Origin of the sequence: Jidongwangia harbinensis (assembly GCF_020216025.1) — a bacterium.
Classification (GTDB): domain Bacteria; phylum Actinomycetota; class Actinomycetes; order Mycobacteriales; family Micromonosporaceae; genus Actinoplanes; species Actinoplanes harbinensis.
Window position 1 is genome coordinate 13,450 of sequence record NZ_JAIWNC010000023.1, and the last position, 20,129, is coordinate 33,578.

At 67.5% G+C, this 20,129-nt stretch carries 20 protein-coding genes; 14 read left to right on the forward strand and 6 right to left on the reverse strand.

The features are described 5' to 3' along the window. Positions 1–39 precede the first annotated feature (39 nt). The 3 genes from LDL48_RS25855 to LDL48_RS25865 all read right to left on the reverse strand — a co-directional run bounded on the left by LDL48_RS25855 (position 40) and on the right by LDL48_RS25865 (position 3,047). Positions 40–729, reverse strand: a complete 690-nt coding sequence (locus LDL48_RS25855) for an NHL repeat-containing protein (protein ID WP_225257820.1) — start codon at positions 727–729, stop codon at positions 40–42. 754 nt (positions 730–1,483) lie between these two features. Beyond that, entirely contained in the window at positions 1,484–2,602 is a 1,119-nt protein-coding gene (locus tag LDL48_RS25860; RefSeq protein WP_225257961.1) for an IS630 family transposase, read from the reverse strand. Positions 2,603–2,732: 130 nt separating this feature from the next. After that, on the reverse strand, positions 2,733–3,047 hold the full coding sequence (locus tag LDL48_RS25865; protein ID WP_225257821.1) for a hypothetical protein: 315 nt from the start codon (positions 3,045–3,047) through the stop codon (positions 2,733–2,735). Positions 3,048–3,182: 135 nt separating this feature from the next. Between LDL48_RS25865 and LDL48_RS25870 the strand changes: the two genes are divergently transcribed. Then, complete coding sequence (locus LDL48_RS25870) at positions 3,183–3,800, forward strand: helix-turn-helix domain-containing protein (RefSeq protein ID WP_225257822.1); 618 nt, start codon at positions 3,183–3,185, stop codon at positions 3,798–3,800. Here the strand turns inward: LDL48_RS25870 and LDL48_RS25875 are convergent. Continuing rightward, a complete protein-coding gene (locus tag LDL48_RS25875) occupies positions 3,783–6,248 on the reverse strand; it encodes a tetratricopeptide repeat protein (RefSeq protein WP_225257823.1) in 2,466 nt (821 codons plus the stop codon). The genes LDL48_RS25870 and LDL48_RS25875 overlap by 18 nt on opposite strands. 911 nt (positions 6,249–7,159) lie before the next feature. Further along, the gene (locus LDL48_RS25880; RefSeq protein ID WP_225257824.1) at positions 7,160–7,636 is read right to left on the reverse strand and encodes a hypothetical protein; all 477 of its coding nucleotides are present in this window, start codon (positions 7,634–7,636) and stop codon (positions 7,160–7,162) included. A 303-nt stretch (positions 7,637–7,939) separates the two neighbouring features. Between LDL48_RS25880 and LDL48_RS25885 the strand changes: the two genes are divergently transcribed. The 11 genes from LDL48_RS25885 (at position 7,940) to LDL48_RS25935 (ending at position 18,315) form a co-directional block, all read left to right on the forward strand. Further along, on the forward strand, positions 7,940–8,746 hold the full coding sequence (locus tag LDL48_RS25885; RefSeq protein WP_225257825.1) for a hypothetical protein: 807 nt from the start codon (positions 7,940–7,942) through the stop codon (positions 8,744–8,746). A 92-nt stretch (positions 8,747–8,838) separates the two neighbouring features. Then, positions 8,839–9,357, forward strand: coding sequence for an RNA polymerase sigma factor (locus LDL48_RS25890; protein WP_225257826.1), 519 nt, complete (start codon positions 8,839–8,841; stop codon positions 9,355–9,357). Beyond that, complete coding sequence (locus LDL48_RS25895; protein WP_225257827.1) at positions 9,354–10,163, forward strand: zf-HC2 domain-containing protein; 810 nt, start codon at positions 9,354–9,356, stop codon at positions 10,161–10,163. The genes LDL48_RS25890 and LDL48_RS25895 overlap by 4 nt, the downstream gene beginning before the upstream one ends. After that, on the forward strand, positions 10,160–11,023 hold the full coding sequence (locus LDL48_RS25900; RefSeq protein WP_225257828.1) for an ATP-binding cassette domain-containing protein: 864 nt from the start codon (positions 10,160–10,162) through the stop codon (positions 11,021–11,023). Before LDL48_RS25895 ends, LDL48_RS25900 begins: the two co-directional genes overlap by 4 nt. Continuing rightward, positions 11,020–11,850, forward strand: coding sequence for a hypothetical protein (locus LDL48_RS25905; RefSeq protein ID WP_225257829.1), 831 nt, complete (start codon positions 11,020–11,022; stop codon positions 11,848–11,850). The genes LDL48_RS25900 and LDL48_RS25905 overlap by 4 nt, the downstream gene beginning before the upstream one ends. 35 nt (positions 11,851–11,885) lie before the next feature. After that, the gene (locus tag LDL48_RS25910; RefSeq protein ID WP_225257830.1) at positions 11,886–12,701 is read left to right on the forward strand and encodes a hypothetical protein; all 816 of its coding nucleotides are present in this window, start codon (positions 11,886–11,888) and stop codon (positions 12,699–12,701) included. Positions 12,702–12,727: 26 nt separating this feature from the next. Continuing rightward, positions 12,728–13,564 carry a hypothetical protein gene (locus tag LDL48_RS25915; protein ID WP_225257831.1) on the forward strand — a complete coding sequence of 279 codons (837 nt, stop codon included), beginning with the start codon at positions 12,728–12,730 and terminating at the stop codon, positions 13,562–13,564. Positions 13,565–13,961: 397 nt separating this feature from the next. Continuing rightward, entirely contained in the window at positions 13,962–14,642 is a 681-nt protein-coding gene (locus tag LDL48_RS25920; protein WP_225257832.1) for a hypothetical protein, read from the forward strand. A 9-nt stretch (positions 14,643–14,651) separates the two neighbouring features. Continuing rightward, positions 14,652–15,512, forward strand: coding sequence for a hypothetical protein (locus tag LDL48_RS25925; RefSeq protein ID WP_225257833.1), 861 nt, complete (start codon positions 14,652–14,654; stop codon positions 15,510–15,512). Positions 15,513–15,964: 452 nt separating this feature from the next. Continuing rightward, positions 15,965–17,281 carry an ISL3 family transposase gene (locus tag LDL48_RS25930; protein WP_225257834.1) on the forward strand — a complete coding sequence of 439 codons (1,317 nt, stop codon included), beginning with the start codon at positions 15,965–15,967 and terminating at the stop codon, positions 17,279–17,281. Between the two features lie 626 nt (positions 17,282–17,907). Beyond that, the gene (locus LDL48_RS25935; protein ID WP_225257835.1) at positions 17,908–18,315 is read left to right on the forward strand and encodes a hypothetical protein; all 408 of its coding nucleotides are present in this window, start codon (positions 17,908–17,910) and stop codon (positions 18,313–18,315) included. A 640-nt stretch (positions 18,316–18,955) separates the two neighbouring features. Here LDL48_RS25935 and LDL48_RS25940 read toward each other — a convergent pair. Further along, a complete protein-coding gene (locus LDL48_RS25940; RefSeq protein WP_225257836.1) occupies positions 18,956–19,165 on the reverse strand; it encodes a hypothetical protein in 210 nt (69 codons plus the stop codon). 154 nt (positions 19,166–19,319) lie between these two features. On the opposite strand from LDL48_RS25940, the gene LDL48_RS25945 reads away from it, so the two are divergent. Then, positions 19,320–19,526, forward strand: a complete 207-nt coding sequence (locus tag LDL48_RS25945; RefSeq protein ID WP_225257837.1) for a hypothetical protein — start codon at positions 19,320–19,322, stop codon at positions 19,524–19,526. Next, positions 19,526–19,846, forward strand: coding sequence for a hypothetical protein (locus LDL48_RS25950; protein WP_225257838.1), 321 nt, complete (start codon positions 19,526–19,528; stop codon positions 19,844–19,846). The genes LDL48_RS25945 and LDL48_RS25950 overlap by 1 nt, the downstream gene beginning before the upstream one ends. Positions 19,847–20,129: the final 283 nt, after the last annotated feature.

The following is a 20,129-nucleotide window of genomic DNA, read 5'->3' on the forward strand; positions in this document are numbered from 1 at the left end:
TCGGCGTGACGAGCGTGCAACAGAGGCGCCCGCCGCCGATCAGCCGGTCGGCGTCGTGGTCGTCGGCGGCAGCTCGAGCACTTCGCCGGGATAGATCAGCCCGGGCCGTCCGGACCTGATCCGGTCTCGGTTGTCGGTGATCAGACGATGCCAGTATCGGGCGATGTCGGCGTCGTTCCACGCGGTTGCCGGGGCGCGTGGACCCTGCGCGTGGGCGATGCTCCACAGGTTGTCGCCCGGCTTCCGGATCGATCCCCCTGGTCTGCGCGACCAGAACGGTGCCGTCGGCCCGCACGGCGAGCCCGTGGCGCCGGGGATCGTGGCGAGCGTGCCGTCCGGGGCGATCCGGCGTACGGTCCCGGCGTCCCGATCCGCCGCCAGCAGGTTGCCCGCGGCGTCGAAGACGAGGTCGCACGGCGCCCGCAGGGCGGCGGCGACCGCCGGGCCGCCATCGCCGTCCGAGCCGTTACCGGCCACCGTGGTGATGATGCCGCCGGCGTCGATGCGGCGGATACGATGGTTACCGGCGTCGGACACGTTGCCCGCCGGGTCGACGGCCGGTCCGCCACGGTCGTGCAGACCCGACGGCAGATTCAGTTCCGTGCCGGTGGCCGGGCCGCCGTCACCGGAGTAGCCGCGGGTGCCGGCGCCGGCCAGAATCACTTCGTTGCCGGTGCTCAGGTCGACGGTCAGGCAAGTGGACGCGAACCCGGGTGCTGGTCGACTCAACGCGGCGGGAATGTGCCCGCCTGTACAAGCGCTGCACCTACAACGCCACTCGTGCGCTGGCCAGGATGATGGAACTGGAGAGGGGGGCCGCTTCACGCCGGGCTAGTTGCGGCATCCGTGAGCGCCGTGCACGCGATTATCGAGCCTCCGGACGGGAGCCGACTCGCTAGTTCAACCGCCTCTACCAGGGAGCTTGCAGGGTTCCTTCAATTCCGAGAGCACTGCCCCACTCCCGCTTTGACCAGCCACCAAGGTCACCAAGGCAAAGGTCCGCGGGTCAAGCGGTCCAGGAGCGCCATGCGGACCCCCGGATGAGGCCTTCGCTGCCTTAACGAAGCAGAAGTCTTGGACTTGAGCTGCGGAATCGCACAACCGAGGCAGTTCAGGCGACCTTGGCCTCCTCCTTTGACCCCCAGTACTCAGATCGGTCAGCGGCATGCTCATGCGTGTCTTCCCTGGTCGTCGTCCAGCATACCTGGGCGAGTTCAAGGGCCTACGTCTATGACGTGTTGGCCACACCGGCAACGACGTCGGTGGACGCCCCCCCAATTCGGCCGGCGCGGGCAGTGGACCAGAGGAGACGGTGAGATTGTGGGAGTTGGAACGAACAGCTTCAGCAATCCCGTGCCGAGCAGCCCCGATACCCGGGTGTGTTTGGGTCGGAGCGGTCGTGTGGCTTAGGTTAGGTCGCGAGTATCAGCTCAACGAGTGAACTTTCGCTAGTGCCGTGACCAAGAACGTTTGAGGTGTTGGGTCACGCTGCTCGTGCGGCTGGTTGGCCCCAGCGTCGTTGTCGTTCGCTGCGGATGCGAGCGCGTTCGCGGCGTTGCGCGGCCAGGACGTCGGGGTGGCGGGCGTTGGCGTTACGCCAGCGCAGGTATCGGTGAAGGTGGCGGGTCAACGCGACGTGGTTCGGGTGGTTCGAGCCGACGATCACGAAGGTACGCAGTGGCCCGAACTGGGCCTCGATCGGGTTGGCCCACGAGGCGTAGGTCGGGGTGAAGCACAGCTCGACCTTGTTCCGGGCCGCCCACGTGCGGATCTTGGTGCCTTTGTGTGCGGACAGGTTGTCCAGGATCACGTAGATCGGCGCCCCGTCCGGCCGGGCTTTGCGGATCGACTTGAGCGCTGCCAGGGTGTTCGCGGCGCTCTTGCGGCGATGCACGACACCCCAGAGTTGGTCGTCACCGACCGAGTAGCAGCCGTGGAACTGCCGGACGCCGTGCAGCTTGTGATAGTTCGCGGGCAGCCGTTTCGGATGCGCGGCCGGCGCCCACCCGGCGCCGGTCTGCGGACGGATCACCAGCGGGCCGAACTCGTCGAAGGCGAACACCCGCAGCGGGAAGCGGCTGCTCACGTACTCGATCCGGGCGAGCTTCACGTCGCGGTGCGCGTCGTTGGACTCCTTCCATGTCTTGGTCCGCTGGAAGGTGATCCGGTGGCGGTGCAGGATCTGCCGCAACCGTTCCCGCCCGATCTCAATCGGGCGGGTGGCCTGCGCACACAGGTAGTCGGCGAGCTTTCGGACGCTCCACCGAGTGAACGGCCGCCCCAGACTCTCAGGGCGGGTGTTGGCCGTCGCGACGATGAACTGCTGATCGTCAAGACTGATCTGGCGGGGACGGCCACCCGCCCAGCGAGGGTCCAGGCTGGCCATCCCCAACTCGTTAAACCGGTGGATGACCTGCCGAACCGTGTCCTCGTCCGCCTGCACCAAACGAGCGATAGCCGGCACGGTGTTCCCTCCGGCCGAGGCGAGCACGACCATCGCCCGCCGTAATCGGATCGGTGAACCGGTGCCTCTGCGCGTGATCCTCAGCAGCTGCTGACCTTCCTGGTCACCGAGCCGCCGCACGCGTACGGGATCTGCCACCGTCACAGCCTGAACGGCTAAACACCGCCCGTCCTTCAGGCCGAACGGCGTGTCACCCAACACCGCGAACGTTCGTGGTCACGGCACTAGTTGACGTGTCGCATGATGCGATGCGATAGGCCCCTGACGGTCAGCTCACGTCCTGCGGGACGGGCCATGCCCACTGCTTGGAGCGGACGAACAGCACCCACGGTAGCTCGATCTTGTTCTCACCGCGGTCGGGCGCGCGCGAGCACTCGAACTTGTCGAGGCACTCGTAGATGTCCATGTAGGTGAAGTAGTAGTCCCGTGGTGTTTGATAGCACCTGACGATGAGCCTCCAGACGGGGTCGGTAAGTTCTCGGGGCCGCGTCTTCGGCGTCAGCTGCTCGATCATGGCACTGAGGTGCTCCGGCATGTACGGGTTCTCGGGAACCATGGGCGCCTCCCCGGTGAGAGTCTCCACCTCGGAAGCTACGGACGGCCTCGATACGGGTCCATGACACGTTGTGACAGGATGATGACGTTCCGGCGGCATGCCACTGCCTATTTAGGCGCGCCGCTCTGTCCGTTCCGGTCCGCGGATGTCTAGCCTTCCCCGGTGCTGCATGTCGCCGTGCTCGACCCGCTCCCCTTGTTCGGCCAGGGAGCGGCGACGGTGCTGGCCGCGGCCGGCCACGAGGTGCAGGTTCCCGAGGACGTACGCTCCTGGGCGGAATCCCGCCGTCCCGCCGTCGTCCTGCTGACGTTGCTCGCCGGGCCCGACTGGGGGCTGCTGGTCCCGCTGCGCGACATGCCGGAGGTCGCGGTAATCGCCGTGCTGCAGGACCTGCACCCCGCGGCGATCCGGGCGGTGCGGATGGGCGCACGGTCGGTCCTGCTGCGTACGGCGGGTCCCGCGGCCCTGTTGCGAACAGTGGAGGCCACGGCGGACGGGCAGGCTGTGCTGCCCGCCGAACTGCTGTCCATGTTGGCCGACGCACCGCAGGCCGGACCGGCGACCTTGTCGGAGGAGCGGCTGTCGTGGCTGCGGCGGTTGGCAGCGGGGTCCACCGTGGCGGACCTGGCGGACACGGCCGGCTACTCGGAGCGGGCGATGTACCGAATCCTCAAGCAGATCTACCGGGACATGGGCGTGAGCAACCGGATGCAGGCGGTGTTGCGAGCCCAGGAGCTCGGCTGGCTGCCGGGGGAAGGGAGTTCAGTCCGTGGGGCGTGAGGAGTTGCTGGCCAGGGCGTCGAGCAACGGTTGCAGGCGGCCGGGCGGTTGCGCGTACCCCGCAAGCGTGTTCAAGAGGAAATCGCGGCGCGCACGCAGGACCGAGGCGCCGCAATCGGGGGTGACCAGATATTCCAGGGCCGCCTCCGGCTGGGGGGAGAGCGCGGCGATCGCGAATCCCAGCATGTCGCGGGCGCCGCGGTCGTTCTCGTCCCGGACCCGTTCCCCGGCCTCGTCGGCGAGATCCCGGAAGAGGTCCGCCGCCTTGGCGGGGTCGGACTTCTGGTGCAGCAGCGCGTTCAGGGCGGGCACTGCCAGGGCGCTTCGCGGCGCCCGGTACGGCTCCGCATCTTCGATGTGCCGGCGGGCCTCCTCCGGTTTCCCGGCGTAGAGGGCAGCCCAGCAGAGAGTCGTGCGAGCCTGAAGGACCACGACGGCGTTGTTGGTCTGCACCGCCTGTTCCAGCGCGGTGGCCGCCTCGTCGCCGGCACCTCCGAAGGACCCGGTGGCGAGCAGCCGGTCCGCCTCGGCCTCATGGCAGGCGGCCAGATGCCATTCGCTGTCGCGGGCAGCTGCCCGGGCACGCCGGATCAGGTCTCCCGCCGCACCAGTGTCGCCGGTCTCGACGCGCCACCGGGCGATCCGCAGCAGCAGCCCGATCGGCTCGCCGTCGGCGAGGGCGAGCGCCTCGTTCGCACGGGCGAAAGCGCGGTCGTACTGACCCCAGCGGTGGTGGCATTCGGCCAATTCCTTCAGCGCGGCTCGCAGGACCGCCGGCAACTGCTGCTGGCGCGCCTCCTTCCGGGCCTCCTCGTAGTAGTTGTAGGCGAGGTCGGCGCGCCCGGACAGCCAGTAGTAGGTGCCGAAGTTGTAGCGGATCGTGGCCGAGATCTCGGGGTGGCTTAGCTTGTTGGCCTCGTCCAGCGCCCGCCCGTAGGCAATGTTCGCCGCGTCGAAGTCGCCGACCGACGCGTACGCGTGCCCCAGCTCGTTGTCGTTGAGCATCTCCAAGCCGGGGATGCCGATCTTGCCCTGCATCGTCTTCCGCTCGGCGAGCAGCAGATGACCACAGTTCCACCGCTTGAGGACACCGGTCATCGACTCCATCGCAGCGTACGCCATCGGATAGCGCCGGCCCTCCATCAGGACCGCGACATACGCGAAATGCATGCGCAGGTCGTCGAGCGAGCGCGGATCTGCCGGCAGCCGCGACCGCAGCACCTCCGCGACCCGACGCAGGAGCGCGGACCGTGCCGCCGGGGCAACCGGCAAGAACCAATCGGCGTCGGCGAACGTCAGGCAATACCCGTCATCGATCCGGCGGACGAGCTCGTGCTTCTCGAACCTTTGCAGGGTCGCGATGACCACCGACGGGGCGACCGGCGCAGTGATGGTCGCGGCGATCGCGACGGCGTCCATCGTCGTCCGGAAAGCGGCCACCGCCTCGATCACCTCACGGGAAAGGTCCTCGAGGTTCTCCACCAGGATTCCGGCGAGCCGGCGTGGCATGGTCAGCGGATCAAGGCCGACGATGGTGTCCGCGACCACGTTGATCCCGAGGGCGCGGCTTGGTTCGGCGAGCGCGACGATGGCAAGCATCAGCTGGCCGCATCGCGGATTGCCGTTGAGCCGGTCGTAAAGGACGGCGTGCCGTGCCTCCGGTATCTTGCCGAACTCCGCGTCGCGATCCGTCAGGAACTTCCTGAACTCCGCGCGTGGCAGCTTGCCGATCGAAGTCGCCGACTCTTGCGTCCACAGCCGCGGGCCGGACGAATCCAAGGCGTCCCGGCTGACCAGGACAACCGTGGCGCGATGCAGCTCGTGCCGGTAGATCGCCTCCAGCGCCTCGTCCACCTGGAGGTCGACGTGGTGCCGCCCGTCCGGGACGGCCAAATGCTCGGCGCTCTCGATCACGATCACGATGCGGGTCAGCCCGGCGTTGCGCAGCGCGAGCCGCAGACGAGCGAGTCGGGTCTCGCCGGGATGAAGTTCCGCCGGTTCATCCAAACCCTCAAGATCACCAATTAGAGTGCGGACGTCGAAGCGCAGCCCGGGAGTTAGAACGTGCCGGTACACGGTCAGCGACACGCCGGCCTTCTCCAGATCGCCGAGCACGCTGTCGACGACCTTTGTCTTGCCGAATCCGGCCAGGCCGACCACCCGCACCACACCCGGCGGCAGGTCGCGCTTAAACAGGTCGTACAGGCCGTCGTACTCCTTCTCGCGGTCCAGCAGGGTCGGGTCGCGGGTCGGCGCTGTCGCAGTGGCGGGAGGCGCCGGGGCCGGGACACCCGCACCTCGGAACGAGAGGATCAGCGACAGGGTGCCTGTCGTCATACCGACGATCCAGCTCATCACCTCGACCCAGGGCCAGACGCCCTCGCCCGGATCGGTGAACGCCTTCCACCAGTCGAAACGGAAGCCGAGAATCGCGAACGCGGACAGCACGGTAACCGATGGGAGCCCGTACAGCATCGACCGCTGTCTCATTCCGTCATCATGACGCCCCAGAGAGTGAACGCATAGAGCGGAGCACGGTGTCGGTCCCGTCCGGACGGTGAACAGGGCCCGATGACGGGCGCGGCGGTAGTTGCAGTTGCCGGGCATTGCGCCCGCTCTCGACGACCCCGCGTCGCCGACCTGCCGAACCACATCCGCACTGGCGCGCGCAAACTCTGGAGGGCCGTGACCGATTCTGGAGGGTTGTCTCATCGTTCGGTGCCCCACCGCCCGAGTCGCCGGCGCGATCAATCGCCCGGGAGCGTACGGAGCACGCCGGCCCGGCATCGGCTCGGCAGTACGGGTCAGCTGCGAGGTTGTGCCCCCCTCCCCCCTCCCCCTCCGCGGCGCGGAGCCGGCGCCGGGCCGAGTAAAAGAGTCCGTCCCTGCGGGCGCCCCACGGCCCCTAATACCTGTCGTCGCCGGTGGGGTTCGCGTCCCCGGATCGACACATTCCGATGATTCCTGCCTGGTGCAGTTCTGGCCGACCGACAAAACCTGCGCGCCTACGGACTGCAGCCGTCGGCGCCTAGGAAGGCGCCAGTGTTCGAGCTCCGGCGTTGCACCCGCTTACCGTTCTGCCGGGTGATAGCTGTGCCGGCGTCGCCGCCGATTCGCGTTAACCATCGGGCGGCGTCGCAACAGCCAGGTCAGCCCCAAACGGCCAGGGGTTGGAGGCAAGGCTCGACCCCATGTGGCCCGCACGAGTGCGCCTGCCCAATCTGGCAGTCAGGAATCACGCTGGCACGGATGCACCCGGTCCCGCCAGCGCATGGGAGCTCAGGCCCGAGAGACGGTTGCCAGACTCGTAGCGGACGAACCGACTCAATGAGTTTTTAAGCGACTTCGAACGCCGCGTGTCAGCCGGTTTCGGCGCCACCAGTCTTCGGGTCGGCTTCGTGTCGCTGAGTTTCAGCGCCACTCGCGCGGACCGCTCCGCGGCTGTAGGCGAGCCACACTGTCCAGTGGAGTAGCTGTTCTCGTTGTCGCCGTCTGGCCCGCCGGAGGGCATTGAAGTCGGCCAAGGCGATGTCGAGGCGACCGAAGGCAATCTCGGGCCGGGACCCAGTCGGTGGGTTCCAGTCGTTGACGTGGACGACCAAGCACCTCCACGAAGCCTCCGGGGTGCCCTCGTACCAGTAAGGGAGTAAGGCGAAGATCTCCTGACCTCGCGGGTGGAAGTCCTTTGCCTGTCGACTGAATCCGCGCTGCTCGGCAGTGCTGATCAGTTTTGTCAGTTCGTCGTTGGAGACGACGCGCAGGTCAGCGGGCACGGGCCAGCCGAGCCAAGACTGCACTGCCTTTCGCTTGATGCTAAGCCCGCGCAGCCGGATCAAACCTTGCCTCCTTGATCGGCATGTATGTTCTCACGCTCTGGATCGCTCGTATGGGCCCTGACCTTGGATTTGATACCGAGTTTGAGCGCCACCGGCTGGCGGACCCGATCGGGTGGATTCGATGTCAGCGAGTTTCAGCGCCACCGAGAGTGGTGGAAGCATCGGCTGGTCGGGACGGAGGTCCGCCGATGCCGCGGATGTCGAAGGTCGAACTGTTCGCGGCGATCCGCAGGGACTCGCGGGCGGGCATGTCCGGACGGGCCATCGCGACCAAGTATCGGGTCAGCCGGCACACGGTCAGCGATGCTCTGGCGTCTGCGTGGCCGCGCGAACGCAAGCCCTTTGCCGCCACGGCCCTCGGTGCTGGATCCGTTCAAGACCGTCATCGACGACATCCTCCGGGCGGACCTGGACGCGCCGCGCAAGCAGCGGCATACCGCGAAACGGATCTTCGATCGGCTGATCGACGAACACAGCATGCAGGCCGTCTCCTACCAGGTGGTCCGCGGTTACGTCGCCGAACGCAAGCCGAAGATCCGGGCCGAGGCCGGCCACGGCCCGGTCAATGTGTTCCTCCCGCAGACACACCGGCCGGGCGAGGAAGCTGAGGCCGACTTCGGTGAGATCGTGATCAACCTGCGGGGTGAGCCGGTGACCTGCATGTTGTTCTCGCTGCGGCTGTCGTTCTCCGGCAAGACGGTGCACCGGATCTTCGCCTCGGGCGGCACCGAGGCGTTCCTGGAAGGCCACATCCACGCGTTCACCACGCTGGGCGGCGTCCCGACCGACAAAATCCGCTACGACAACCTGAAAGCCGCGGTCGCCCAGGTACTCGGCTTCTCCCGCCAGCGAGTAGAAACGGCCCGGTGGACCGCCTTCCGATCCCACTACGGCATCGAAGCCTTCTACTGCCAACCAGGGCTGCAAGGAGCGCTACCCCATTATTCGGCGGTCATCGAGCGCGGTTCCAAGCGGCGAGGCAGCCGAGGCATCCAGGACGGCCCGCTCAGCGCCACAGCGGCCGCTCGGTCCGTCGTATTCGGAGACCCCGGCTCGGTGTTGGTCGCCGCTCAACCTCGTCCCGTTCGAGGGCTGTCCCCATTGTCGTGAGGTGCTCCTGGGGCACGATTCCCCGCCGCCTGTTCATGAACCGCTCGTGCGGTGACGCAGACAGACTGGGCAGAACGGGTGGGGAGGGCCACATGGCCGACGATGCTGCTCTCATCGGGTCGATCGCCCGGGGCGATCGCGATGCGCTGGCGACACTCTACTCTCGGCACGCGTCCTGGCTGCAGGTTCGCCTGCGGCGGCGTTGCGTGGACGACGACGTGGTTGCTGAGGCGTTGCAGGAGACGTTCGTCGCGGCGTGGCGTGGCGCTGGCCGGTGGCGCGGTGAGGGGGACGTCGGCGCCTGGCTGTGGGGTATCGCGATACGCCGGATGATCGATCTACTCGCGAAGCGTCCGCGGCACTGTCCGCTGGCTGGAGTTCCGGATCCTGTTGTGGCTTCGGCCGAGGAGCAGGTTCTGGTACGCGTGGAGTATGCCGACGTGGCCACGGCGCTCAATCGGCTGTCCCCGGACCTAGTCGCCGTGGTGCAGGCCACGGTGCTCGACGGCCTCACCACCCGGGAGGCCGCCCGCCTCCTGCAAATCCCACAGGGCACGGTCAAGACCCGGATGGCCCGCGCTCGGCTGCTGTTGAGGGAGGCGCTGTCATGACCGTCTGGCACGCTGACGACGCCTTGCTCGCGGCGTACGCCGGGGGCGGCCTCGACCAGGCCCGCGCGGCTTCGGTCGAGCAGCATCTGACTGGTTGTGCCAGCTGCCGAGCCGCGATCGCGCCGCATGCCGACGCCGCGTTGATAGCCCGGGCCTGGGCCGGCACGGTGGATCGGCTGGACCGGCCACGTACGTCTCCGTTCGAACGGCTGCTTATCGCGCTGGGGTTGTCGCCGTCGGCGGCGCGGCTGGCCACTGGGGCCTCGGCGGCGCGCCGGGCGTGGGTGGCCGGCTGCGTGCTGGTGGCCGGCTTCGCCATCGCCGCGCGGGAGATGGACGGTCCGATGGCTCTCTGGTTCCTCACGGTGGCTCCGCTGGCCCCGCTGACCGGGGTGGCGTTGGCGTACGGACCGGGCGTGTTCTCTATGCACGAGGTGGTGGCGGCCGCGCCGTACCCCCGGCTGCGGCTGGTGCTGCTGCGGTGCCTTCCAGTCCTGCCGATGACGGTCCTGCTGCTGGTCGTGGGCGGGCTGGTGTTGCCTGGCACGGCGGGGGCGGCGTTGTGGTTGCTGCCCGGGCTCGCCCTGGCGGCCCTCGGCCTGGTCGCCGAGCGGCTGGTCGGCGTCCAGACGGCGATCGGCGGGCTGGCCGCGCTGTGGATGGGCGGGGTCGCCTCGGCGCGGATCACCACCGGGTCGGTGCTGGGCGCCTTCTCCCCGACGGTGCAGCTGCTGTCCTCGGCCATCGTCCTCGGCGCGGTGTGCCTCGCGCTGGTCGGCGCCCGACGGACAAGGAGCTTCTGGTGACGGACATCGGGCTAACTGAGGTGAGCAAGAGCTACGGGCGGCGCCGGGTCCTGAACCGGGTCACCCTGGACGTCGGCACCGGTGTACTCGGCCTGCTGGGCCCCAACGGCGCAGGCAAGACGACCCTGATGCGCGTGCTGGCCACCGTCGCCCAGGCCGACGCCGGGCGGGTCGAGCTGCTCGGCCGGGACGCGCGGGACCCGCTAGCGCAGGTGGCGATCCGCCGCCGGCTGGGCTACGTCCCGCAGGAGACCGGCTTCCCGCGCGGCTTCACTGCCTTCGAGTACGTCGACTATGTGGCCATCCTCAAGGAGATGACCGACCGTCGCACCCGGCACGACGAGGTTCGCCGGGTGCTCGAAACCATGGGCCTGACCACGCACGCGCGGCGCCGGGTGTGGCGCCTGTCCGGCGGCATGAAGCGACGCCTGATGATCGCCCAGGCCCTACTCAGCGACCCACGGCTGCTCATCCTGGACGAGCCGACCGCCGGCCTGGATCCAGAGCAGCGGCTACGCCTGCGAGACACGATCTCGACGCTGGCCGAGAACCGGTGCGTGGTCGTGTCCACACACCAGACCGAAGATGTGGCGGCGTTCTGCCCACGGCTGGTGGTGCTGCACGAGGGCAGCATCCGCTTCGACGGCAACCCGCAGCAACTGGCCGCCGCCGCGGCTGGGCGCGTGTGGCGCTCCGAGCAGCGCGATCCCGGCGCCCGGCTGGCCTGGCGCACCAGCGACGGAAGGCTACGACAGGTCGGCTCACCACCGCCCGGCGCCACCCTGGTCGAGCCATCGATCGAGGACGGCTACCTACTCCTGGTGGGTTCGTCCGAGCCTGTGGTGAAGGCGACGGCATGAGCATCGCCACCGCGGCCGCCCGGCGGCTCGGTGTGGTGGAGGCACGCCGGATGGTGCGCCATCCGGTGTACCCGGTGGCGATGGTGTACATCGCCGTCTTCGTCGTCGAGGCGGTCCTGAGCGGACAGACGGGCCCGCCCGCCAACGAGGCGTACACGGTCGTGATACTCACCCTGCTGTTCGTCTACGCGCCCGCGACTATCGTGGCCGCTAACCGGGTAGCCGCGGCCCCGTTCCGGTCCCGGGCCCGCGAGCCGTTGGACGCCACACCTGTCGACGAGCGCCAGCGCACCACGGGCGCGATCATCGGCGTGCTGCGCGGACCAGCTCTGGTGAGTTTCGCGATCACCGGACTGTTGCTGGTGATCGGAGAGTTCACCACCGCGCACCCGGAGCGGCCCATCGATGTGGTGTACCACCGCACGGCGCTGGAGTACCTGCAGGTTCCCGCCGTCGTCCTGGGTGCGGGTCTGCTGGGTATCGCGGTCGCCCGGTGGCTGCCCTGGCCTGGTGCGCTTCCACTGACCGTGTTCCTGGTGTGGTTCGGCACGGAGACGATGTACTGGTCTACCTATACCGGCACCGTGCACGACCGCACCTGGTTCGCTTTGTGGCCGGTCTGGATGGCCTCGAACGCGCCCTCTGGCATGCTGCCGAGGCAGCCGCTAGGGCAGGAGATGTGGCATCTGACGTACCTGCTCGGCCTGGGGGCCCTGGCCGGTGTCGCGGCCATGCTGCGCACCGGCGGAGCACGCCGGGCATGGTGCGCTGCCGCGGCGGCGGCGGTACTGGCGACCGTGACCGCTGGCTGGTTGCAGACACGGTGACTGCGGCACGCCGGCCAGCGGGAAGGAGGCAGTCGATGATGAGTCCGGCCGCGCGGCGGCTCGGTGCGGTAGAGGCCCGCCGGATGCTGCGCCACCCGGCGTACCCGGTGGCGATGCTGTACCTCGTCGTCTTTGCCGTTGAGGTCGTCTGGAACCGCCAGACCGGCCCAGCCGCCAACTTTGCGTATGCGCTTGTGCTGCTGTGCTTGCTGTTCGTCTACGCTCCGGTGACGATCGTGGTCGCCAACCGGGTGGCCGCGGCCACGTTCCGGTCCCGGGTCCGTGAGCCGTTGGACGCCACACCTGTCGACGAACGGCAGCGCACCACGGGTGCGATCATCGGCGTGCTGCGCGGTCCGGTCCTGGTGAGTTTCGCGATCACCGGACTGTTGTTGGTGATCGGAGAGTTCACCATCGCGCACCCGGAGCGGCCCATCGATGTGGTGTACCAGCGCACGGCGCTGGAGCACCTGCAGGTCCCCGCGGTCGTCTTGGGAGCGGGTCTGCTGGGCATCGCGGTTGCCCGGTGGCTGCCCTGGCCCGGCGCGCTGCCGCTGACCGTGCTCCTGGCATGGATCGGCACGGTCACGACGTACCAGCCTACGACCGGCGCGGTGCACGACCGTACCTGGTTCGCGCTGTGGCCGGTGTGGTTCTCCGTGGAGGAGGGCATGCTGTCGCGGCAGCCGCTCGATCAGGAGATGTGGCACCTGGCATACCTGTGCGGGCTCGGGGCCCTGGCCGGTGTCGTGGCGCTACTGCACACCCGCGGACCGCGCCGGGCGTTGTGGACGGCCGCGGTCACCGCCGTGGTCGCGGCCACCGCCGGCGGCTGGTTACAGACGCGCTGAGCCCTTGGCAGGAAGGAGACAGGTCGATGTCCGTGCGCAAGGCGCGGCAGGTGACTCCGGCCGCGCGGCGACTCGGCGCGGTGGAGGCGCGTCGGATGCTGCGGCACCCGGCCTATCCGATGGCCATGCTGTACATCGTGGCGTTCGGCACCGCGATGGTCGTCAACGATGAGGGTGCGCCAGCCAACCAGGCCTACCTGATCGTGATGCTGAGCGTGCTGCTCGTCTACGCGCCGGCGACGATCGTGGTTGCCAACCGGGTGGCCGCGGCCACGTTTCGGTCCCGGGTCCGCGAGCCGTTGGACGCCGTGCCGGTCGATGAGCGGCAGCGCACGGTGGGCGCGATCCTGGGCGTGCTGCGCGGCCCGGTGCTGGTCGGGTGTGCGGCCGCCGCGCTGCTGTTGGTGCTCGACGGGTACGCCACTCCGTACACCGCGGTGCGCAACGACGCGGTCTACCCCCGTACGGCGTGGGAATACCTGCAGTTGCCGGCCCTAGTGCTCGGCGCCGGGCTGCTCGGCATCGCGGTGGCCCGCTGGCTGCCCTGGCCCGGCGTGCTGCCACTGACCGTGCTCGTGGTCGGATTCGGCACGATCGCGATGTATCCCGTCACCGTGGCCGACTCGGTGCATGCCTCGGCCTGGTACGCGCTGTGGCCGGCATGGTTCGCGCTGGACGTCGGCATGCTGCCGCGGAAGCCGCTCGATCAGGAGATGTGGCACCTGGCATACCTGCTCGGGCTCGGAGCCCTGGCCGGTGTCGCATCGCTTCTGCACACCCGGGGACCGCGCCGGACATTGTGCATTGCCGTGGCGGTGGCCGTCCTGGTCACCGCGGCTGCTGGCTGGCTGCAGACACGGTGACAGTGGGCACGCCAGCCGGCAGGGGAAGGAGACGGGCGATGACGACTCCGGCCGCACGGCGACTCGGCGCGGTGGAGGCACGCCAGATGCTGCGCCACCCCGCGTATCCCATCGCGATGCTCTACATCCTCACATGGGACGTCACGTTGCTGATCAACCACGAGGGCGACCCACCGGCCAACCGCGCCTACATGGTCTTGGCCTTCAGCCTGGTGCACGTCTACGCGCCGGTGACATTCGTGGCGGCGAACCTGGTCACCGCCGCCACCTATCGATCGCGAGTCCGGGAGCCGTTAGACGCCACCCCCGTCGACGGCCGGCAACGCACGGTGGGCGCCATCGTGGGGTTGGTGCGCGGCCCGGTCATCGTGGACTCCCCGGTGCGGCACTGCTGCTGGTGCTCGGCGAGTTCACCACCGCGCACACCCCTCTGGCCAGCGAGCGGGTGTACCAGCGCACCGCTGTGGAGTACCTACAGGTGCCGACGCTCGTGCTCGGCGCGGGCTTACTCGGCATCGCAGTCGCCCGCTGGCTGCCCTGGCCTGGCCTGCTCCCGCTGACCACGCTCACATTGTGGCTCGGCACCATCGCCCTGTACTACCACTTCACCGAGTACATCGGCCCTACGCTGGGCGGTCCGCCCGAGGTGGTGCAGCCAAGGACCTGGCTCGCGTTGTGGCCGGTCTGGTTCGCATCCAACCAAGGCATCCTTCCCCGGCAACCACTCGGCCAGGAGATGTGGCATCTGGCATACCTGCTCGGACTCGGCGCACTTGCCGGCACTGCGGCCGTGCTGCGCACCGACGGGCCCCGCCGCAGCGTCTGGGCCGCAGCCGCTGGGATCGCCGCACAGCCATCGCCGGCCGGCTGCAACTCGGCTGAGGGACCGCCAACCGGTTCATCAATACGCGCCTGCCTGCAGCATGCGCACCATTGCCTCCGACCCGCCGTGACCAAGAACCATCCGGCCGTGGCCGCAGACAGCTTGGTAGACGGAATCGGCAGCCGCCGAAGCGCAGCGTGGCCCTCAGTCGTCAACTCTGACCAGGGCAATGATGCGCGAACACCATCGATGTAAGGAGCTCCGGTGAAACGAGCGCGCTACCAGATCAGCATCAACGGTTTCGACGTGAAGAACCAGTCATGGGACCACGCATTGCAAGTTGACGGCAAAGACGACGAGGTGTTCATCGGCTGGAACAGCAAGAAAATGCGCTCCGACGGCACCCTCATCTACGAGGCCGCGACTCGTAAGTCGGCAACGATCGGTGACGTCAACGGTCAATCCGGCCGAGTCGTCGGCGGAAGCGCTTCCAGCAAAGGAGGACTCAGGGATGGGGACAGATATCCACACGACAAGCCATGGATGAAGAAGCGCGTATTCGACCTTCCTGCGATTCCGCCCTTCATCTGGTCGCCGACTCGAATCGAGATCAGTCCGGAAGTTCCTTCCGGCCGCGACTATCCACCCATGAACTGCTTCACCGACACGATCACCGAAGGCGAGGTGGTCTACTTCACGCCTAGCATCTGGGAATTTGATCTCGGTCAAAGCGCATGGGAAGGCATGCTCGCTTGGCTAAGGGACACTGACGACAAGTTCGGTGCTCGGGCGAAAGAGATCTTCACGAAGGTATTCCCTCCGAACAACTGGATCTTCGACGCCGTCTCCCTCGGCATACAGACCGCTTCCACGCTGACCAGCATCACCGGTAGCTCGGGCAGTCGTCCCATCGGGACGGTGCGCAGCGCCACGAACCCCGCGACGTTCGTTTTCAACCCCTGGATCCTTGAGCTGACCTTCGAACGGGCGGAAGCGCTGATTGCGGCCGAGCCCGCCGGCGTCGGGCATGGCGTCTTGGCGATCCCGTACACCGACGACATCTCCCTACGCGGCAGCTATCAGCTCTACCTGCAAGTCGAGCGGCTGGGGCCAGTCGAAGGATAGCCGCCCGACGCGAGCACCACCGGGCCATTCAGTATGAGTGGAACTACGGCGCCAACCCTATGTTTCGACTGATCTGACGGGCACGATGGGTGGCGAGACCTCTCGGCTTAGCTGGGAGGTCCGTCGCACTGTTCTAACGGTGTCTTGCCGGGACTGCCGCCTTGGCTGCAGTTGTCACGACGGCAATCGTAGGTGCTCCTTCATCGGCCCACGCCGCCACAATTGACTTCTTGGCGGCTTCCGTTCTCGAGGATAGCCAGCCGTATCAGTTGGTTTTTGAATGGGCTCTTCGCTGCCTGGAAACCCCATTGGACACCGACGGCGTGGATTGACGGCTCTTCGAAGTTGAGCGGGGTTCGGAGTCGGCGGCGACCCGGGACATAGGGGCTCGCAGCCCATCGGTGATCATCTGAGTGTCGAGTTCGGATGGTCACAAGTGAAGAGCTGCGAGCATGGTCAACGATACGACCCGGCTGCTGGGCCTGGATGGGCTGGTGGTGGAGGGGGTCGAGGTGGACGCTGACGGCGTCCCGGTGGTGGACCTGTCCACCGGTTGTGAGCAGGCACGATGCTGTCCGGGGTGTGGGCGGCGGGCGGCGCAGATCAAGCAGTGGGCGACTACCCGGCCACGGGATCTGCCGGTCGCCGGGCGGACGATGCGGCTGCGGTGGCGTAAACGGCGCTGGTACTGCCCGACCGCGGCTTGTCCGCGGAAATCGTTCACCGAGCAGGTCGCCCAGGTGCCGGCCCGGTCGAGGCTGACCATGCGGTTGCGGCAGGCGGCCGGGGCGGCAGTCGCCGACGGCGGTCGCACGATCGTGCAGTCGGCTCGCGATCACGGCGTCTCGTGGCCGGTCGTCGCGCAGGCGTTCACCGCCCACGCGAGCAGGGTGTTGCCGGACGAACCGGAGCCGGTCGCGGTACTCGGCATCGACGAGGTCCGCCGCGGCGAACCGCACTGGGCATGGGATGAGAAGGCCGGTTCGTGGACCAAGACCGCGGACCGGTGGCACGTCGGCTTCTGCGATCTGTCCGCTGGTCAGGGACTGCTCGCCCAGGTCGAAGGGCGCACCACCGCCGCGGTCACCGGCTGGCTGGCCGCTCGATCACCGGCCTGGCGCGAGCAGATCACGGCGGTCGCGATCGACATGTGCACCGTGTTCAAGGCCGCGATCCGGCAGATGCTGCCGCACGCGCTGCTGGTCGTCGATCACTTCCACGTCGTGCAGCTGGCCAACCGGGCGGTCACCGAGGTCCGCCGCCGGGTGACGCTCACTGCGCGGGGCCGTCGTGGCCGCGGCAGCGATCCTGAGTGGCGGATGCGGAACCGGCTGACCCGCTCGGCGACCCGGATGAGCGGCAAGCACGTCGACCGCCTGACCGACACTCTCGAGGCCCTGCCCACCCGGATCGGCGCCCCGATCCTGGCCACGTGGAACGCGAAAGAGGACCTGCTCGACCTGCTCGCCACCGCCCGCACCCAGCCCGACCGCGAACACGTCCATCGGCTGCTACGCCGCTTCTACACCCGCTGCGCCGCCACTGACCTGCCCGAACTACACCGGCTCGCCACCACGATCGAGACCTGGTGGCCGCAAATCTCGGCGTTCCTGGCCACGGGTATCACCAACGCCGGCTCCGAAGGCACCAACCGCGTCATCAAGACCGTCGCCCGCGACGCCTACGGCTTCCGGAACCCAGAAAATCAGCGGCTACGTACCCGCACCGCGACCACCCGCCGGCACCGCGGACACCTCAACCCCGCTTAACTTCGCAGAGCCGGATTGACTGTTCCAGTGGCCGTGTCACGGCGGTGACCACCAAAGTGGATCTTTTCGCCGACGACTGTCGGTTCAGCAAGATCATTCGGTTTACGACGGAGGCTGTTTTACGGCATCGGCGAACAGTGCGAGGATGTTCAAAACCAGGACTGCAGGGACAGCGGAGAGCGCAAGACTCGTCAGGAGTGGCGGCTGTCGTACGTCCAGGGCAGCTACTACGAGATTGTCAACCGATAAACCGGCCTTTGTCTCGGCATCCGGCATGGTGGCTCAGGCAGCCATGCCGATCAAGTATCGCTGCGGTGGGAACCCAACTTTGGGCCCTGCGGTAACCCTTAAAGGCCGATCAAGTGGCATAGGCGCACGCCGAGTGGTCTGGGCGCTAACCGCGGGCCACACCTGTCATCCTAGCTAGTGCACAACGCGTCGGACGGTTGTCCACGGAGCGCAAAATCGCTCCGCTGCTTGGCGAAGGCAGCCTTCCTATCCCACCTGTAGTGCTGACCCACCAGTTGACCCAGGACAGCACCACAGGTCTGGGCCAACGCCGCGGGCCGCCAGGTAAAGATCCCCACTCACGCGCGTCGACTTCGACCACGCACAGGAGACACTGCATGAACAACAACAGGCCGGATCATCTCCAAAGGAATCCGCTGAGAAGAATGACGGCAATGGCCACAGCGGCGGCGGCCGCCCAGGCAATGTTTGCCGGTGTCGCGCTGACTGCCGGCGTGATGTCCGCACCAGCGGCGCAGGCCAAACCCAAATGCAACGGCCCCTACCCACAGTCCACGTGCTCTCCGCAGGAGAACCGTGCCCCGACTGGCACTGAGACCTTCGACCAGCAAGGCGGCGTGTTCTGCATGTGCCGGGTCGGTGGCCTGTACTTTTCTGGTCACGCTTGCGACGCCCGCGGCGAGACCGTGAACGTCGACATATCCGAAGGAGCCGGACAAAGACGGGAGGGAGCCTACTTGTTTGGGAATGGCTTCGTGGAGGACGACGGCGGGCCAGTCGGCTAAGGAGCCAAGCGAACAGCTCCTCGGTCGACGGCCGGCTGCTTCCAGAGTCTCGCACCGTGGCGGTGGCGGGACTGGACCGGTCAACCAAGGCTCGACACGGAAGCGGTTTCGGATGCCCCGCGCCTGCCAAGCGGGGGCCCAATCGAGGGCAACCGTATTCGCTCGTTAAGGCAACGTGGCCAGGTCCGGTATGTCGCCAAGGGCGCCCGGCGGCGGGAGCGGGCCGGTGCACGCCGTCGGCCCCGTCGACGCCTACCTCGCCGCGCGCGCGAGTGCGGCCGGCATAGTCGTCGAGGCGCTGACTGGTCCGCTGATAGCCACCAGCAAGGCCCAACGGTTTGGCTGGCTCGGCGCCCGCCGCGCCGCCCGCAGGGCCTCGGCCTCGCCCTCGGATCGAGCACAGGCCGGCGGTCACGAACCGACGAATAGCGTCATCCGATGGGGCCGATTTTGAACGCGAGCTTTCGCAGTGAAGACATGGACCATTTCTGCCTTCCTGGAATTCAGTATCAGCGACCCGTGCGTTGTCATCACCGCCCGGTATGGGCGGTTGATGAAGCGTCCTGTCGCTCGCAGGTGCCAATGTGATCGCAGAGCGGACTGCCGTACCCGAGCGGTCGTAGAAGCTCTCCGATGTGGGTCAGGGCTGGTTGTCCCCCAGCGGTCCGGAATGGATGGCACCGCCAGCGCCGACACTTGCCACGCCGCCCACCAGCGATGGTGCGTGTTCCGCGAGCCACGAGGGGATTTTGACGTCCTTGGCTTTGAGGACGGCGATCCCCTTCTTGGCGGCCGACCTCGCCACGAACCCGACTACCGGAATAACGATCAGTGCGACAAGTTCTTCCATGATTGCACTCCTTTGTCGACGGATAACGTCCCAGAACATCTGCCCGCCTGCCGCGTTCGAGACAGTCCCGGCGGTCGACAGTCCGCTATGAGATGGCCGTGTCTAACTTGATGACCTTGGCGTGAGGATGTGAGTGATGATTCTGTAGATTGTCGTGGACATCAGAATCGCGTCCACCGTTTTGCGCCTTCGGTTTCATTGCGCATTCTTCTGGTCTGGGTTCACGACTGGTTTCGCGCCGCAGGCGATGGCGGCCGTCGATCCGGTCTTACCCAAGCTGTCTGCGGGCGACGGCGGGACGGTTCTGGGTCACGGCGCATTGGACGCAAGCGTGCGCATCGTGCAAGCAGGCGCGTATTGATGAACCGGTTGGGGCCGTCGCTCAGCCTGCCTGTAGCCGGCGAGCGGTTCTGCTCATCCGGCGAGGGTGAAGGCCGACAACCCTTCGGCAGCGTCGCCACCGCGACGCTCGACCCGGCGGCTGGCTCGGTGACGATGAAACAGGTCGCGCCTGCCAGCAAGACCGCCGGCGCGACCGTCCTGGTGGCGCCGGATCACAAGCGCTTAGCGATCCACGACTTGACCGGCTGGTACACCACTGTCCTTGGCTCGTCCGCGGCGCCGGTCCGGCAGCCGCTGAGCGAACTGAAGGACCTCGGTGACCCGCTGTTCTGGAACTGATCGGTTCCGATCGCGGGCACCCGCATGCAGGGACTCGTCTGGCGGCGTCGTTACTGGCTGAGCTTGTTCATGGCCACCCTCGCGGATTCGATCATCCTTGGTAGGACCTCAGTCGTCGGTGCAGCGGACCGATGGACATCACGATCGACGAAATCGCGATTGAGTCCTACTACCCCGCATACGCAGAGAGCACCGCCTACTTCAAGCAGTAGCGGGTACTTCTTGTGCATCCCGACGACCGCGCCGAACTTGGTACCCCCGCAGCGTTGCGCCGAATTGCCGG

Excerpts from the sequence above, each read along its gene's own strand:
- LDL48_RS25885 (WP_225257825.1), top strand. The coding sequence starts at position 7,940 with ATGCTCTGGCGTCTGCGTGGCCGCGCGAACGCAAGCCCTTTGCCGCCA.
- LDL48_RS25890 (WP_225257826.1), top strand. The coding sequence starts at position 8,839 with ATGGCCGACGATGCTGCTCTCATCGGGTCGATCGCCCGGGGCGATCGC.
- LDL48_RS25895 (WP_225257827.1), top strand. The coding sequence starts at position 9,354 with ATGACCGTCTGGCACGCTGACGACGCCTTGCTCGCGGCGTACGCCGGG.
- LDL48_RS25905 (WP_225257829.1), top strand. The coding sequence starts at position 11,020 with ATGAGCATCGCCACCGCGGCCGCCCGGCGGCTCGGTGTGGTGGAGGCA.
- LDL48_RS25910 (WP_225257830.1), top strand. The coding sequence starts at position 11,886 with ATGATGAGTCCGGCCGCGCGGCGGCTCGGTGCGGTAGAGGCCCGCCGG.
- LDL48_RS25915 (WP_225257831.1), top strand. The coding sequence starts at position 12,728 with ATGTCCGTGCGCAAGGCGCGGCAGGTGACTCCGGCCGCGCGGCGACTC.
- LDL48_RS25930 (WP_225257834.1), top strand. The coding sequence starts at position 15,965 with ATGGTCAACGATACGACCCGGCTGCTGGGCCTGGATGGGCTGGTGGTG.
- LDL48_RS25935 (WP_225257835.1), top strand. The coding sequence starts at position 17,908 with ATGAACAACAACAGGCCGGATCATCTCCAAAGGAATCCGCTGAGAAGA.
- LDL48_RS25940 (WP_225257836.1), bottom strand. The coding sequence starts at position 19,165 with ATGGAAGAACTTGTCGCACTGATCGTTATTCCGGTAGTCGGGTTCGTG.
- LDL48_RS25950 (WP_225257838.1), top strand. The coding sequence starts at position 19,526 with ATGAACCGGTTGGGGCCGTCGCTCAGCCTGCCTGTAGCCGGCGAGCGG.